Here is a 15,172-nt window from a genome sequence, read left to right as displayed (position 1 = left end):
GGAAAACCTCCGGATGTCGACAGGTTTGGGAGGATTCAATGATATTCAACAAGCTTTCCCTGGGCGGCGTTCTGGCTGCGGCCATGTCCGCTGCGGCGCTGACCAGTGCGGCTTGGGCTGCCGACAAGCCCTCTGAGCTCAAGATCGGCATTACGACCTATAGCTCTGGCTCGGCCTCCGTGTTCGGCGTTCCTGCACGCCATGCGGCCGAGATTCTTGCGGAGGGAATCAACGCGAAGGGCGGAATCAACGGTGTTCCGGTCAAACTCTACTTCATCGATGAAGGCGCGGGTCTCGAGACCCTGATGGCCGAATACCGCCGTCTGGTCGAGGACGAGGGTGTGGATGTCACCTTTGCGTCGATTTCTTCCGGCGTATGCAACAAGATGGCCCCGTTGGCGGAAGACTTGGAAGTCGTAAACTTCATGTGGGATTGCGGCACTCAGCGTATCCTCGAGGACGACAAGTACGACTATGTCTTCCGGACCCAGGCGAATGCCACGCCCGAAGTGCTGGCGCCGCTGGCTTATCTGCTGAAGACGAACCCGGACTTCAAAACCATCGCGGTCGTGAACCAGGATTATGCCTGGGGCCGCGACAGCTGGGAAATTTTCTCCAACGCCCTGAAGACTCAGCGTCCCGACGTGAAGGTCGTCGCCGAACTCTTCCCGGCATTCGGCGCAGCGGATTTCTCGACCGAAGTGTCGCGCCTGCAAGCCTTGAAACCGGACGTCATCCTATCGACTTCCTGGGGCGGGGACCTCGATACCTTCGTGCGTCAGGCCAAGCAGCGCGGTCTGTTTGAAAGTTCGAAATTCGTCCTGCCGCTGGCCGAGTCCTCGCTGCAGCGCCTGCGCGACGACCTGCCCGAAGGCGTGATCGTGGGCGCCCGCGGTGACCACTACTTCCTCCATCCGGAAACGCGCAACGACGAGAAGTTTAAGGCCTTCAATGAGAAGTTCAAAGAGCGCACCGGCGAGTATCCGATCTACTCGGCGGCTCACATGGTCCAGGCCTTCGCGGCGCTGGAAGCGGTCTATGACAAAGCGATCAAGGCTAATGGCGGCGAATGGCCGACCAAGGAGCAGATCGCCGAAGCCATGATCGGCCTCAACTTCAAAGGTCTGGGTCGCCCGCTGGTCATCCGTGAGGACGGCCAGGCTATCGAAGCCCAACTCGTCGGCACCACCGCAAAACGGGATGGCTACGACTTCAAGGTCATCGATCAGATGGAGATCTATGACGGCAAGGACCTCATGGCTCCGGTCGGCGAAAAGTCGCTGGCGTGGATCTCCAAGTTCAAGGCGGATTTCCTGAGCAAGGTTCCTGCGACCCCCTATCGCCATCAATAGTCTCGTCTATGGCATGGCGGCCTGCTCCGGCAGGCCGCCACGTGATTGCGACGCAGTCTCACGTCGCCCGCCTCTCCCCGGGCTAGCTCCTCCCGGCCCTAGCCCCTGTATCGAGATATGCTCATGACACCGAATTTCGCCGTCCTCGCTTTGCTCGACGGCATAGCATATGCATCCCTCTTGTTCCTGGTTGCGGTCGGCCTGACCCTGGTCTTCGGGGTCCTCGGCATCCTGAATATCGCCCATGGCAGTCTCTACGCGATCGGCGCCTATGTCGCCGCCACCTTGGGTCAATGGCTTGTCGCCAACGGCTACAATCCATGGCTTACCTTCCCAGCTCTGTTCGCTGGAGCCACTGTCGTCGGCATCGCGCTGGGAGGAATGCTGGAAAGATTCTTGCTTCAACGAATTTACAAAAAAGACGAGGTTCTGCAGCTCCTGGTGACTTTCGCGGTCTTCATGATCCTCGAGAACCTGCAGCGCATGATCTGGGGTGTTCAGCCCTATTTCATGTCGACGCCGCTGAACCTGCTGGGCAACATATCCTTCCTAGGCATCAACTACACCGCCTACCAAGTTCTGTTCCTTCCGGCGGCCGCTATCGTCGTTCTTTTCGCTTTGCGTCACTTCCTGCGTCACACCGCGATAGGCGCGCAGATCCTCGCCGTGACCGAAGACCGCGAAGCCGCAACCTCGATCGGGATCAACGCCACCCGGGTCTATTTCATGACTTTCGTCATCGGCGCCTGCTTTGCCGCACTGGGCGGGGCGCTAGCGACACCGACGACCTCGCTCGTGACAGGCATGGGCGCGAACATGATCGTACTCTCCTTTGCCGTCGCTGCCACGGCCGGGCTCGGTCAGATCGAAGGCGCTGCGGTCTCTGCATTGATGATCGGCGTCGCGCGCGCGTTTGCCGTCTATCTCAGCCCGGAGCTCGAAGTCATCATGCCTTACCTGATCATGGTGCTGGTGCTTCTGGTGAAGCCCAATGGCCTGTTCGGTAAAGACACAGCGAGAAAAATCTGATGAGCAGGAAATCTCTGGATGCCTTCCCCGATCATGCTGTCAGCGCCACCGCCGCTGCAGAAGCCCCATGGCCAGTCCGGCGCAGGCACCGTGAGAAATATGCGATGAACAAGGAACTTCTGGCCTTCATCATCGTAGCGGTGCTGCTGGCTGTGGTGCCGTTCACGTTCGGCACCTCGACCACCTTCATTGCGATGTCCCTTGCCAAAGGGCTCGCGGTTCTAGGAATCCTGATCCTGCTGCGTGCAGGCCAGGTCTCCTTTGGCCATGCAATGTATTTCGCGATCGGAGCCTATGCTGCAGCCTTCCTGTCGTCCGCCTTCCGTGGCATCGACATGCTGCTGCTGATCGGGGCCGCCATTCTAGCCTCCGGTGTGGCCGGGGCGATCGTAGGCATCTTCGTGACCCGCTACCGCGGTATCTTCTTCGGTATGGTCAATCTGGCCTTCTCGATGGTGTTCTATTCGATCCTCGAGAAGGCCTTCCACATCACCGGCGGTTCTGACGGTATGCGCATCCGCCGTCCTACGCTTCTGGGGATGGAGCTCAAGCGCGCCGAGTTCGACATCGCGATCTACTACGTCATTCTCCTCTTTGCGCTCCTGAGCGTCTGGCTGGTATGGCGCTATCTGCGCTCACCCATGGGCGAGGCGCTGCGTGCGGTAAAATCGAACGAGACCCGCCTCGAATATGTCGGACTCTCGGCCAAGTCGGTGCTCCTGGGCGGCTACATCGCTTCGGCGGTGCTTTGCGGGATCGGTGGCGTATTCATGGGCATGGTGCAAGGACTCGCGACGCCGGAACACGCATTCTGGACACGGTCGTCGGAACTCGTCTTCATCGCGGCTCTCGGGGGACCGGCTCATGTGGCTGGCGCCTTCGGTGGCACCGTGGTCTTCGAGGCGGTGCGCACCTATGCGGCAGCGTTGCTCGATGACAGCTGGCAACTCATACTCGGCGTGACCCTGATCGTCATCATCCTTTGGGCGCCAGGCGGCATGGTTGAACTGTTCAGGCGCCTCACAGGCCTCGACCGCGCCAAGACCCTGACTCCGGAGGCGGGCCGATGAGCGACTACTCCGCGTCCCCGCTTCTTCTGCAAGCGGAAGGTCTGAAACTGCGCTTCGGCGGCATCATCGCCGCAGACGGCATCGATCTGTCGCTGCACGAGGGCGAGCATCTGGCCATCATTGGCCCCAACGGGGCTGGAAAAACCACCTTCCTCAACATCTGCACGGGCTATCTGCGGCCACAGGGCGGCTCGGTACGCTTCGAGAACCGGGAGATCACGGCGCAGCCACCGCGCCAGATCACGCGTCTGGGCATCGCCCGCGCCTTTCAGATTCCGCAGCTGTTCGCCGAGCAGACGGTGCTGGAGAATATGTTGCTCGCGGTCTCGGTGCGCGAACGCCATTGGAACCCGCTTCGCAACCTCCATGCCGTGCCCGAACGTCGTGAGATGGAGGGGCTGCTCGAGCTGGTCGGATGCTCCGACGTGCGCGATCGCGTAGCGTCGGAATTGCCCGAAGGTAAGCGCAAGCTGGCCGATATCGCGATCGCTCTCGCGCTGAAGCCGCGGGTCCTGCTGATGGATGAACCGACCTCGGGTGTGGCCTCTGCCGACAAGTTCGATGTGATGGAGACGCTGATGAACGCACTCCGTCAGGCCAAGGTGTCTTCGGTTTTCGTCGAGCACGATATGGAGATGGTGTCGCGCTACGCCACCCGTGTCGCCGTATGGGCGCAAGGCAAGATCCAGACCACGGGAGCACCTGAGGTCGTCCTCAACGACCCGGACGTGGTCCGCAATGTGATCGGAGGCTGAGACATGCTGAAGCTCAACAATGTCCATGCGTCCATCGCTAATATCCCTATCCTGCGCAACATCACCTTCACGGTGGACCCTGCGGAGACGATCGCGCTGGTCGGCCGCAACGGCGCAGGCAAGACCACGCTCTTGCGCACGATCATGGGCTTCACCCAGTCCGCGGGAGATATCCACTTCGAGAGCAGGAATCTGAGCGAGATCGTGGCGCACAAACGGCCCGAGCTCGGCATCGGATACGCGCCCGAGGACCGGCGTCTCTTCTCGCGCTTCACGATCACCGAGAACATCATGCTGCCCGCGCGGGTCGCAGGCCTGGATGCGTCCGAGACGAAGCGTCGCTTAGAGCGCATATACTTTGTCATGCCCGAACTCGAGACCCTTGGTCCGCGCCCTGCAGGCTCGGTCTCGGGCGGTCAGGGCAAGATGGTGGCGCTTGGCCGGGCCCTGATGCTTTCGACCAAGCTCCTGCTCTTGGACGAGCCCTTCCAGGGGCTCGCCCCGGTTCTGGCTCATCGCTACGCCGAGGCGCTCGGCAAGTTGCGCGAGATCGACCCGTCCCTGGCCATCATCATCACCGAATCCAACCCGCACCTGCTCAAGAGCTTCGCAGCACGCGCCATCACCATCGAGCGCGGCCAGATCGACAGCGACATCAAGACTGAAAGGATGGAAGCATGAACTTCGTTTACCCTCGCGCGGCCGAGATCCTCGCTGCCAAGGGAGCCTTCATCAACAATGAATGGGTTCCTGTGTCGACCGGCCGGACCGTGCCGGTGGTAGCCCCCGCCGAAGGCGTCATCTTCGCGGAGATCGCGGCCGCCGGTCCGGACGATGTCGATCGGGCCGTCAAAGCCGCCCGCGCAGCCTATGACGGCGGCCCATGGTCGCAGCTGAGCCCCATCGAGCGCGGACGCCTGCTGCAAAGGCTCGGCCGGCTGATCCTTGAGAACATCGAAGAACTCGCGGCCCTCGAAGCCCGCGACTGCGGCAAGCCCATGAGGCTTGCGCGCGGCGATGTCGAGGCCATTGCCCGCTATTTCGAATATTATGGCGGCGCGGCCGATAAGGTTCATGGCGAGCAGATCCCGTTCCTGAATGGCTACTACGTGACGGGAGAGCGCGAGGCGCTTGGCGTCACCGCTCACATCACTCCCTGGAACTACCCGCTTCAGATGATGGGCCGCACATTGGGCCCGGCGCTGGCCATGGGCAACGCCACCGTGTTGAAGCCTGCCGAGGACGCCTGCCTCGCACCGCTGCGCGTCGCCGAACTCGCTGCGGAAGCTGGCTTCCCGCCGGGGGCTATCAACGTCGTGCCGGGCCTTGGCCATGAAGCAGGCGCTGCGCTGAGCGAGCATCCGGGTGTCGATTTCATTGCCTTCACGGGCAGCCCGCAGGTGGGCGTGATGGTCCAGACCGCTGCCGCCAGAAACCACATCGGCTGTGTGCTCGAACTGGGCGGAAAGTCCCCCCAGATCATCTTCGAGGATGCCGATCTCGAAACCGCAATCCCGGTAGTGGTGGCGGCCATCGTGCAGAACTCGGGTCAAACCTGTTCGGCGGGTGCGCGGGTTCTGATCCAGGCGTCGATATGGGACAAGGTCGCGGCGGAACTCGCTAAGCGCTTCAATGGGCTGAAAGCAGGCCTTCCCAAAGACAATCCCGATCTTGGCCCCGTCATCAATGCCAAGCAGAAACGCCGCATCGAGGCCTTTCTCGAGCGCGCGAGAACGGACAACATACCGGTCATCGGCCAAGGAAGCCTGCATGAGAAAGCCCCCGCCGACGGATTCTACGTGCTTCCGACCGTCTATGGCCCGGTCCCGCGCGACAATGTGTTGGCCTGCGAGGAGATCTTCGGCCCGATCCTGGCCGCAACTCCGTTCGAGGACGAAGCCGAAGCACTTGAGCTTGCCAATGGCACGGAATACGGGCTCGTGGCCGGCATCTGGACCACCGACGCGAAGCGCGCCGTTCGTCTGGCCCGAAAGGTGCGCGCAGGTCAGGTCTACATCAACGCCTATGGCGCAGGCGGCGGCATCGAGCTGCCCTTCGGCGGCGTGAAGAAGTCCGGCCATGGCCGCGAAAAGGGTTTTGAGGCGCTTTATGAATTCTCCGCGCTCAAGACCATTGTGATGAAGCACGATTGAGAGAGGTGTGTGAATGAGCACGGGCAAAGGCCGCCTTGAAGGCAAGATCACCGTTGTGACCGGAGCGGGCGGCGGCTTTGGAGAGGGGATCGCGAAGCTCTTCGCTCAGGAAGGCGCGAAAGTGGGCGTGCTCGACCTGCGTGCGGACGCAGCCGAGCGAGTGGCGGCCGAGATCGGGGCCGATGCGGTGGCTCTTGCCGCGGATGTCACCTCGCGTGAGCAGATGGAGGCCGCCGTCGCCAGGATGGTGGACGCTTTCGGAGTGCCCGATATTTGGGTTAACAATGCCGGATGGACGCATCGCAACAAGTCCATGCTCGAAGTCACCGAGGAGGAGTTCGATCGCGTCTATGCCATCAACGTCAAGTCGATCTACCACATCACCAACATCATCGTGCCGATGATGCGCCGGAAGGGTGGCGGCTCGATCGTCAACATCGGCTCGGTGGCGGGCATCCGTCCCCGCCCTGGCCTTACCTGGTACAACTCGACCAAGGGCGCGGTGAACATCCTGTCGCAATCCATGGCCGTGGAGCTCGCCCCCGACAACATCCGCGTGAACGCGATCTGCCCGGTCATGGGTGAGACGGGTCTTCTGGAGGCTTTCATGGGCCTGCCCGATACGCCTGAGAACCGCGCCAAGTTCGTGGCGACGATTCCGATGGGACGAATGTCGCGCCCCGACGATATCGCCCGCGCCACGCTCTATCTGGCCTCAGACGACGCCAACTTCATCACCGGCGTTCTGCTGCCGGTCGATGGCGGCCGCACGGTCTGATCCCAATCCGCAACCGACTTCGGGCTCCATCGATGGGGCCCGATCACCGTTCCAACGAGGCAATCGATGAAGATCCGCGCCGCAGTCCTGAAGCACTCACCGGTCAAGGCACCTTTCGCGGAGAGCCGTCCGCTGGTCATCGAAGAGGTCGAGCTGGATCAGCCCGGCCCCGAGGAAGTGCTCATCAAGATCGGGGCCGCGGGGCTCTGCCATTCCGACCTGTCGGTGATCAATGGCCATCGTCCGCGTCCGACTCCCATGGTGCTGGGCCACGAGGCGGCAGGCACCGTCGTCAAGGCAGGTTCGAACATTCGCGATCTGAAGGAAGGCGACATCGTCGTGATGGCCTTCCAGCCGACTTGCGGCTGCTGTCTGCCCTGCGCCGAGGGCCGTCCCGCCCTGTGCGTTCCGGGTGCCGAGGCCAACGGCAAGGGTGTGCTGATGTCGGGTGAGATCCGCCTGCATGACTGGCACGACCACCACGATATTTATCATCATTGTGGCGTTTCGGGTTATGCGGAATATGCCGTGATTTCGCGCCATTCCATCGTCAAGGTCGAGCCGGGCATTCCCTTCGCCGAATTGGCGCTCTTCGGCTGCGCGGTGCAAACGGGCGTGGGTGCTGTAATGAACACCTGCAACGTCCATCCCGGACAGAGCGTGGCCATTGTCGGTCTGGGCGGAGTAGGGCTCGCTGCCCTTCTGGGCGCTGTGGCCTCGGGGGCCATCCCTATCGTCGCGATCGATCTTTCCGAGGAGAAGCTCAAGGTCGCCCTCCAACTGGGCGCGACCCACGCCTTCCTCGCTTCGGATCCAGACGTGGTGCGGAACGTTCGTGAGGCGACCGGTGGAGGCGTCGATCACGCGGTGGAACTGGCCGGTGCTGTCGCCGCCTTCGAAACCGCCTACAAGATCACCCGGCGCGGCGGACAGACCGTGACGGCAGGGCTGGCTTCGCCCACCTCGACGTTCCCGATTCCGGCCGTGAACCTCGTGGCCGACGAGCGCACCGTAAAGGGTAGCTACATGGGCTCCTGCGTGCCTCAGCGCGACATCCCGCGTTTCATTTCCCTGTACCGCGCAGGCAAGCTGCCCGTCGACAAGCTCTTGACGGGCGTGCTGACCCTCGACCAGATCAACGAGGGCTTCGACCTGCTCGATCAGGGTAAGGCAATCCGTCAGGTCGTGGTCTTCGACTGATTTCACGAAGGCTCATTGCAGATCGCGCAAAACGATGGTGTGAAAGGCTCGAAACCTGATTCAAGCAGTCGGAAGTACGGAGAGGTTCGTGCCGGCGATCCAGAGCATTTTCGAGCGAACCGGAGAAGCGAGATGACCCCACGTCAGTGGATACGGATTCAAACTCGTCAGGCTTATGAGGAGAGTTTATCCACGTCTTCTGTAACGCCACCGTTATAGGCGCAGCTTATACCAGCCAGAACTAAGCTTTCTTAGAATTTCGTCCAAACCTTGTGCATCCTTTCAGGATGAGCCCCCTTCCACCGAGGCAAGGCTCATCCAAAGCATCAAGGCGTGGAGGAAACATGATGAAATCTTCTCTTATTGCGGTTGGACTGGCAACCGCATGCCTGCTCTCATCTTATGCCAATGCCCAGCCCAGCGATCCAAAGAGCTGGTGTCAATCAAAATACGGTCCACACGACGAGATCGGCGCCGCAAACCTCCTCGGCCCAGAGCTGACGATGAATGCAGCCAAGCTCATCAAGACAGGCAAGACCTATTCCCTTGGCGTTGAAACAAATTCCAAGACACCGGCCTTCGGCCCCCGGAGCTGGGCTCTCGCGATCAACCAGCCCGGTCAGGTAGGTGGGGTTGGCCTCGGGCACACGAAAACGAACTACAACGACGACATCTATATGGGCTATGTCGGGACGGGCACCCAGATCGACGGCTTAGGGCATATCGGCGTCGATAACGTTTATTACAATTGCAACAAGAACAGCGAGTTCGTGCAGGCGAACGGTCTGACGAAGCTCGGAATCGAGAAGATTCCAAACATCGTGACCCGAGGCATCGTACTCGACATGGCTGCCCACTACGGCAAGGATGTCGTCCCGGAGGGAACCGCCTTCAACCGCAAGGAGATCGACGAGGTCGCAGCCAAGCAGGGCATCGAAATCCGCAAGGGAGACGTCGTGCTGTTCCACACGGGATGGCTCTCACTCGTCGGCAAGGACGACAAGCGCTACATCTCCGGCGAACCCGGCCTCGGCAAGGAGGGCGCAGAGTACCTCGCGAGCAAGGACGTCATTGCCGTCGGGGCAGACACTTGGGGAGTTGAGGCGATACCGTTCGAGCCGGGAGTGGGCATCTTCGAGGTCCATCAGATCCTCATTCCGAAGAACGGGATCTTCATTCTCGAGAACATCAACACGGCGGAACTCGCGCGCGACCGCGCCTACGAGTTTATGTTCGTACTCGGACATTCAAAGATGACGGGCGGCGTCCAGAGCATCATCAATCCCACCGCAATTCGCTAGAAGCGGTGAATTGGCGACCAAGCGTGCTTGCGATCCGGCCGAATTGATCGTGCCGGGTCTCCCAGGGCGATCAGGTGCGGCGGGGTGCCGGAAGCGATTTGGTGAAAAGGGTGGTGAGCGCGTGGAAGAGCGCCGCCCTGACCGCCATCAGGGTGAAGGGCTGGGTGCTGCAGGCCGCGGTGGTCGAGGCGAAGCCGATCCGCAGGCATCCGCCGCCGCTTGCCCAACCCTAGGGGACAAGGGTTCCGTCCTGCCGCACTCCCGTAGACAGCTCGGCCTTCAGCCAGTCGCGGAAGGCTTGCACTGCCCGAGCGGAAGGCGCCGACCGGGAAGTCACGAACCAATAGGAGATTCCGGTGGCGTAGCGGTCCGGAAACGGAGAGGTGAGGCGGCCCATGGCAATGGCATCGCAGGCCAGCGTCTCCCAGCCGAGGAAGACACCCTGGCCCGCTACCGCCGCATCCAGGCACAGCGATGCGTCCGAGAAGACGGGTCCGTCGCCTAGGATTGTTTCATCGAGGCCATTGGGGGCGAGCCAGACATTCCAGTCGAACATCGGCGTCGGCTCACGGATGATGGGAACGTGGGCAAGGTCATGAGGGTGCCACAGCCGCTCGGCCAAGGCTCGGCTGCACACCGGGAACACGAGCTGATCGAGTAGCCTCTCGGCTCTGACATTCCGCCAGTCGCCGCGACCGACCCGGATGCACACGTCCACGTCCGAAGTGTTCGGGTCCACCAGGGCGACGTCGGCGTCGATGCGGATGCGGATGTCGGGATGCTGCTCGCGGAAGCGCTGGAGGCGCCACACCAGCCACTTGCTGGCGAAGACCGGAGCGACCGAAACCGTGAGCACGCCCTCGCGCTGGCGGCTGGCGCGGGTGAGGCCGGCGGAGATCTCCGCAAAGCCCGCGCTCAGGTAGCGCAGGACCTCCTGCCCGAAGGGTGTCGGCCTCAGCCCCTTGGGGTGGCGCTCGAACACGGGATGGCCGAACTGTTCCTCGGCCTTGAGCACCTGCTGACTCACCGCGCCGATGGTGACGCCGAGCTCCTCGGCGGCCGCCCGCAGGCTTCCCAGGCGCGCGGCCGCCTCGAGCGCACGCAGGCCGTTCAGGTGGAAGCGGTTCAGGACGTGCATATAGATTTCCTATACTCAGACGCATAAATACGCGATTTCCTTCGGGGGGCAAGTGGCCCAGCCTATAGGCATGTTGAACCTGTCAGGACTGGTCGAACGGCTCAAGCGCCTCTCGAGATTCCTCGAGGAACCCTCAGGCTGGGAGAAGGAGTGGGAGAAGGAGTGGGAGAAGGATCCGCTCTCCCATCCGGTCCTGCAACGGATGTCGCTCGAGCAGCTCGCCGACCTGCCGTTCGAACGAGGAACCCCGCCAGCAGGGCAGGGGCACACTGGGCACTCCCGTTCCGAGGGAAAGCGATAGCCGTCACGCTCCTCGGCAAAGCATCCTCACCTGCGAGGAAATCTGCGGGATCAATCTCGAGCAGATCGGTGAAGATCGCCATGACGGGGTCGGGAACCGGACGAGAGCAGCTGTCCTGGTCGCGCCCCGCCTGTCGGCGCCGAGCCTTCGATGCGGGCGTCATCAAACCATCATCTGAATATCATCCAGCCGTTGCACATCCACAATAGGACCAAGTCCGTCGCAACCGGTTCGCGTTTCCGGCTCCGCCAGCTGTCTTTCGAGCCGAGGCGGAGACGTCCGGCGTGGAAAACCGGGTCCAGCTTTCACGAACGTGGCCCTTTGGTCCGAACGATGCGCTAGCCAAGGAAAATTTGAATGCTGAAGATGAACCGCCGCCAAGCACTCGGACTTCTCGGCGCAGCCAGCGGCAGCCTGATCCTGCCGCGAGTTGCCATCGGACAGAGCGCCCGCCCCTCCATTACCGTTGCGGTGCAAAAGATCACCATCAACGGCACGCTCGACGTGTGGTACGAGCAGTCCAATGTGGGCGAGCGCGTGTTCTTCCCAAATCTCTGGGAAGGATTGATCCTGCGTGACTGGATGGGCAATCAAGGCCCGGTTCCTGGGCTTGCCACGGAATGGAAGCGTCTCGACGACAAGACCGTCGAGCTCACGTTGCGCCGAGGTGTCAAGTTCCACAACGGCGACGAGATGACCGCCGATGACGTCGTGTTCTCGTTCTCCCCCGAGCGGATGTTCGCGGACACGCAGCCGGATGGCGGCAAGACCATATATGAGGACGACTACAAGCCCAAGACGGATAAGGAGCTCCCGGCTTCCATCCCCGGCGTCGCACGCCGCATATGGCCCGCCCTGCGGGGCGTCGAGGCTGTCGACCAATACACAGTGCGGTTCCACAATGCGTCGCCCGACGTGACTTTGGAGGGGCGACTGTTCGCCTTCGGCAGTCAGATCACCAGTCGCCGCGCCTGGAACGAAGCCAAGTCCTATACGGAATGGGCACGCAGACCCGTCACGACGGGGCCCTACAAGGTCGTCGAGTACAAGCCCGACATATCACTGGTGCTGGAGGCTCACGATGAGTACTGGGGCGGCCGCCCGCCGCTGCAGCAGATCCGCTTCATTGAGGTGCCGGAGGTGTCCTCGCGCATCAATGGTCTGCTCTCAGGCGAGTACGACTTTGCGTGCGACCTGCCGCCGGATCAGGTCGGAGCTGTGGAGAAGGCCAGCGGTTTCGAAGTGCAGGGCTCTCCCATCCTGAACCACCGCATCTCGACCTTCAACAAGTACCATCCTGTCCTGGAGAATCCGCTGGTCCGTCGCGCGATGACTCACGCGATCGACCGTCAGGCGATCGTGGAAGCTCTGTGGGCAGGAAAGACCAACATCCCGAAAGGCCTCCAGTTCGAGTTCTATGGGGATATGTTCGTCAATGGCTGGGACGTGCCGGCCTATGATCCGAAGCTCGCGCAGAGCATGCTGAAGGAGGCCGGCTACAAGGGCGACCCCATCCCCTTCCGTGTGCTGAACAATTACTACACCAATCAGGTCCCCAATGCCCAGATCATGGTCGAGATGTGGAAGCAGATTGGCCTGAACGTTGAAATCGAGATGAAGGAAAACTGGGCGCAGATCCATGATGCCTCCGCTCCGCGCGGCGTCCGCGACTGGTCGGCTGGCGGCGCCTTCAACGATCCGGTCGCAACGATCGTCAACCAGTTCGGCCCCAACGGCGAGGTTCAGCAGAAGAAGGACTGGACCAATGAGGAGGCCAACAGGATGGCCGAGATCATCCAGAAGTCGACGGATCGCGCAGCCCGGAAGAAGGCCTTCGCCCGGATGCTCGAGATCTGCGAGCGCGAGGACCCTGCCTATCAGATCATTCACCAGAATGCAGTGTTCACCGGCGTGAAATCGTCCCTGAAGTGGAAGGCCGCTCCGGCCTTCGCGATGGATTTCCGCAAAGAGAACTGGTTCCTCTGACCTGCGGCTTGCCCCTGGCGGATGCCCTGACCAGGGGCAAGTCCATGTCGCTCTGCCCGTGTGCACATCGAGCCATCGGATCATGCGGCTCATCGGATCAGGAGGTCTGCCATGTCTTTCGTGAAGATGCGTGACCTGCGGGTCGCCTTCGACGGTACACAGGTCCTTCACGGCATCGATCTTGATGTCGCAAAGGGCGAAGCCGTCGGTTTGGTCGGAGAGTCCGGATGCGGGAAATCCGTGACTTGGCTGGCAGCGCTGGGACTTCTGCCGGGCAAAGCCCGTGTCACGGGTTCCGTGACTCTGGAAGGACAGGAACTTTGCGGAGCGTCCCGCGCGGCCTTGGAGAGAGTGCGAGGAGGACGCATCGCGATGATCTTTCAAGACCCGTCGTCCTCGCTGAATCCTGTCGTCCGGGTGGGGCGCCAGATCACCGAAGCGCTTCGCATCCACCGCGCGCTGGAGGGGGACACCGCTCGAAACGAAGCCATCCGCCTGATGGATATGGTCGGCATTCCCGATGCTCGCGGCCGATTCAATACCTATCCGCATGAATTCTCGGGAGGGCAGTGTCAGCGCCTGATGATCGCCATGGCGCTCGCCGGAGAACCGGATCTGCTGATTGCCGATGAACCGACGACGGCACTAGACGCAACAATTCAGGCGCAGATTCTCGACCTTCTGGGGACCGTCCGGGACGAAACCGGCATGGCCATGGTGTTCATTTCCCATGACCTCGGTGCCGTCAGCCATATCTGCGAGCGAATCTGCGTCATGTATGCCGGACGTATCGTCGAGGAGGGACCGGTTCAGCTCCTTTTCGACGATCCGCATCATCCTTACACGCGTGGTCTGTTCGACGCCATTCCCCGCCTCGATGGCGGGCGCGGAAGGCTCGTCCCGATCCACGGCACTGTGCCGGATCCGAAAAACCTGCCGCAGGGTTGCACATTCTCCCCTCGCTGTCCTCGGGCGACGGGTTTCTGTCGTGACAACCTGCCTTTGCTGAACCCTCAGCCGGATGGTCGCCAGCTATCCTGCATCCATCCGGTACCTGTGTACGGGCAGCGTCCACAGGTTCTCGATTGCCGTGGGAGCGCCGCGGCATGACTGCCCTTCTTGAAGCCGCCGACTTGGTGCGCGTCTATGAAGTCCAGCGCGGTCTTTTGGCAAAACCCGCTTTCGTGCGGGCCGTCGACGGCGTGAGTCTGGCGGTTTCGGCAGGCGAAACACTGGGGATTGTCGGAGAAAGCGGCTCAGGAAAGTCCACACTCGGTCGGGTTCTTCTCGGGATCGACCCCGCGGCCGGAGGGCAGGTGCTGTTCAGTGGAAAGCCGATGCCCGCCCGTGGAACGCCCGAATGGCGCAAGCTCCGGGCGCAGATGCAATTGGTGTTTCAAGACCCGCTGGCCGCCCTGGACCGTCGCTTGCCGATCGCCGAGCAGATCGGGGAGCCCTTGATAATCCACGGTCTCGTCGCGAAAGCCGACGTGAAGGATCGCGTATCGGAGCTGATGGCCGCTGTCGGTCTGAGGCGTGATCAGGCAGAACGCTACCCGCACGAGCTTTCGGGGGGACAGCGGCAGCGGGTCGTCATCGCCCGTGCGCTTGCCACCGAGCCGAAACTGCTGGTGTGCGACGAGCCGGTATCGGCCCTTGACGTCTCGATCCAGGCACAGGTGGTGAACCTCCTGCGCGATCTGCAGGACAGGCACGGCCTCGCCATGGTGTTCATCAGCCATGATCTCAAGGTCGTGCGGAATATCGCGGATCGCGTGGCGGTGATGTATCTGGGTCGGATCGTGGAGGAGGCCTCTTCCGAAGACATTTTCGTCAAGCCGTTGCATCCCTACACTCAGGCGCTGGTATCCTCGGTGCCGGTTCCCGGGCGGAGGCTCAAGAGCCGGATCATCCTGCAGGGAGAGCCGCCGAACCCGGCCAAACGACCTTCCGGTTGCGCGTTCCATCCGCGCTGCCCCATGGCTCAGCCGCCCTGCCGGACCTCGATTCCCGCGCTCCGGACGCTTGAGAGCAAGCGCGCGGCGGCCTGCCTTCTTCTCGATCGGTCTGAGGTACCCCTCGTGACGTGAGCGTCGCTCAAGGAACCTG

At 61.9% G+C, this 15,172-nt stretch carries 13 protein-coding genes; 12 read left to right on the top strand and 1 reads right to left on the bottom strand.

Annotated elements, in window-relative coordinates:
* Window positions 1-38: 38 nt before the first annotated feature.
* The 9 genes from GR328_RS04670 (at window position 39) to GR328_RS04630 (ending at window position 9,638) form a co-directional block, all read left to right on the top strand.
* Entirely contained in the window at window positions 39-1,352 is a 1,314-nt protein-coding gene (locus GR328_RS04670) for an ABC transporter substrate-binding protein (protein ID WP_170304103.1), read from the top strand.
* 123 nt (window positions 1,353-1,475) lie between these two features.
* Entirely contained in the window at window positions 1,476-2,381 is a 906-nt protein-coding gene (locus GR328_RS04665; RefSeq protein WP_160883350.1) for a branched-chain amino acid ABC transporter permease, read from the top strand.
* A complete protein-coding gene (locus tag GR328_RS04660; RefSeq protein ID WP_246215677.1) occupies window positions 2,381-3,451 on the top strand; it encodes a branched-chain amino acid ABC transporter permease in 1,071 nt (356 codons plus the stop codon). Before GR328_RS04665 ends, GR328_RS04660 begins: the two co-directional genes overlap by 1 nt.
* Window positions 3,448-4,206, top strand: coding sequence for an ABC transporter ATP-binding protein (locus GR328_RS04655; protein WP_160883349.1), 759 nt, complete (start codon window positions 3,448-3,450; stop codon window positions 4,204-4,206). Before GR328_RS04660 ends, GR328_RS04655 begins: the two co-directional genes overlap by 4 nt.
* 3 nt (window positions 4,207-4,209) lie before the next feature.
* Window positions 4,210-4,887, top strand: a complete 678-nt coding sequence (locus GR328_RS04650) for an ATP-binding cassette domain-containing protein (protein WP_160883348.1) — start codon at window positions 4,210-4,212, stop codon at window positions 4,885-4,887.
* Window positions 4,884-6,359 (top strand): aldehyde dehydrogenase family protein, encoded by a 1,476-nt coding sequence (locus GR328_RS04645; RefSeq protein ID WP_160883347.1) that lies wholly within the window; start codon window positions 4,884-4,886, stop codon window positions 6,357-6,359. Before GR328_RS04650 ends, GR328_RS04645 begins: the two co-directional genes overlap by 4 nt.
* A 13-nt stretch (window positions 6,360-6,372) precedes the next feature.
* Window positions 6,373-7,137 carry a glucose 1-dehydrogenase gene (locus GR328_RS04640; protein WP_160883346.1) on the top strand — a complete coding sequence of 255 codons (765 nt, stop codon included), beginning with the start codon at window positions 6,373-6,375 and terminating at the stop codon, window positions 7,135-7,137.
* Window positions 7,138-7,203: 66 nt separating this feature from the next.
* Window positions 7,204-8,337: a zinc-dependent alcohol dehydrogenase family protein gene (locus GR328_RS04635; RefSeq protein ID WP_160883345.1), complete on the top strand. Its 1,134-nt coding sequence runs from the start codon at window positions 7,204-7,206 to the stop codon at window positions 8,335-8,337.
* Between the two features lie 347 nt (window positions 8,338-8,684).
* Window positions 8,685-9,638: a cyclase family protein gene (locus GR328_RS04630; protein ID WP_425487012.1), complete on the top strand. Its 954-nt coding sequence runs from the start codon at window positions 8,685-8,687 to the stop codon at window positions 9,636-9,638.
* Window positions 9,639-9,867: 229 nt separating this feature from the next.
* Here GR328_RS04630 and GR328_RS04625 read toward each other — a convergent pair whose 3' ends face one another.
* A complete protein-coding gene (locus GR328_RS04625) occupies window positions 9,868-10,776 on the bottom strand; it encodes a LysR substrate-binding domain-containing protein (protein WP_160883343.1) in 909 nt (302 codons plus the stop codon).
* A gap of 658 nt (window positions 10,777-11,434) precedes the next feature.
* Between GR328_RS04625 and GR328_RS04620 the strand changes: the two genes are divergently transcribed.
* The 3 genes from GR328_RS04620 (at window position 11,435) to GR328_RS04610 (ending at window position 15,153) form a co-directional block, all read left to right on the top strand.
* The gene (locus tag GR328_RS04620) at window positions 11,435-13,063 is read left to right on the top strand and encodes an ABC transporter substrate-binding protein (protein ID WP_160883342.1); all 1,629 of its coding nucleotides are present in this window, start codon (window positions 11,435-11,437) and stop codon (window positions 13,061-13,063) included.
* A 111-nt stretch (window positions 13,064-13,174) separates the two neighbouring features.
* Window positions 13,175-14,173, top strand: coding sequence for an ABC transporter ATP-binding protein (locus GR328_RS04615; RefSeq protein ID WP_160883341.1), 999 nt, complete (start codon window positions 13,175-13,177; stop codon window positions 14,171-14,173).
* Window positions 14,170-15,153 carry an ABC transporter ATP-binding protein gene (locus GR328_RS04610; protein ID WP_160883340.1) on the top strand — a complete coding sequence of 328 codons (984 nt, stop codon included), beginning with the start codon at window positions 14,170-14,172 and terminating at the stop codon, window positions 15,151-15,153. Before GR328_RS04615 ends, GR328_RS04610 begins: the two co-directional genes overlap by 4 nt.
* The last annotated feature ends 19 nt before the right edge of the window (window positions 15,154-15,172 follow it).

The sequence above is a fragment of the Microvirga makkahensis genome (assembly GCF_009830105.1).
GTDB classification, from domain to species: domain Bacteria; phylum Pseudomonadota; class Alphaproteobacteria; order Rhizobiales; family Beijerinckiaceae; genus Microvirga; species Microvirga makkahensis.
Note: the sequence above shows the minus strand (reverse complement) of the source record. Positions and strands in the feature narration are given on the sequence as shown.

Excerpts from the sequence above, each read along its gene's own strand:
- GR328_RS04645 (WP_160883347.1), top strand. The coding sequence starts at position 4,884 with ATGAACTTCGTTTACCCTCGCGCGGCCGAGATCCTCGCTGCCAAGGGA.
- GR328_RS04665 (WP_160883350.1), top strand. The coding sequence starts at position 1,476 with ATGACACCGAATTTCGCCGTCCTCGCTTTGCTCGACGGCATAGCATAT.
- GR328_RS04640 (WP_160883346.1), top strand. The coding sequence starts at position 6,373 with ATGAGCACGGGCAAAGGCCGCCTTGAAGGCAAGATCACCGTTGTGACC.
- GR328_RS04670 (WP_170304103.1), top strand. The coding sequence starts at position 39 with ATGATATTCAACAAGCTTTCCCTGGGCGGCGTTCTGGCTGCGGCCATG.
- GR328_RS04655 (WP_160883349.1), top strand. The coding sequence starts at position 3,448 with ATGAGCGACTACTCCGCGTCCCCGCTTCTTCTGCAAGCGGAAGGTCTG.
- GR328_RS04625 (WP_160883343.1), bottom strand. The coding sequence starts at position 10,776 with ATGCACGTCCTGAACCGCTTCCACCTGAACGGCCTGCGTGCGCTCGAG.
- GR328_RS04630 (WP_425487012.1), top strand. The coding sequence starts at position 8,685 with ATGAAATCTTCTCTTATTGCGGTTGGACTGGCAACCGCATGCCTGCTC.
- GR328_RS04610 (WP_160883340.1), top strand. The coding sequence starts at position 14,170 with ATGACTGCCCTTCTTGAAGCCGCCGACTTGGTGCGCGTCTATGAAGTC.
- GR328_RS04620 (WP_160883342.1), top strand. The coding sequence starts at position 11,435 with ATGCTGAAGATGAACCGCCGCCAAGCACTCGGACTTCTCGGCGCAGCC.
- GR328_RS04615 (WP_160883341.1), top strand. The coding sequence starts at position 13,175 with ATGTCTTTCGTGAAGATGCGTGACCTGCGGGTCGCCTTCGACGGTACA.
- GR328_RS04660 (WP_246215677.1), top strand. The coding sequence starts at position 2,381 with ATGAGCAGGAAATCTCTGGATGCCTTCCCCGATCATGCTGTCAGCGCC.
- GR328_RS04635 (WP_160883345.1), top strand. The coding sequence starts at position 7,204 with ATGAAGATCCGCGCCGCAGTCCTGAAGCACTCACCGGTCAAGGCACCT.
- GR328_RS04650 (WP_160883348.1), top strand. The coding sequence starts at position 4,210 with ATGCTGAAGCTCAACAATGTCCATGCGTCCATCGCTAATATCCCTATC.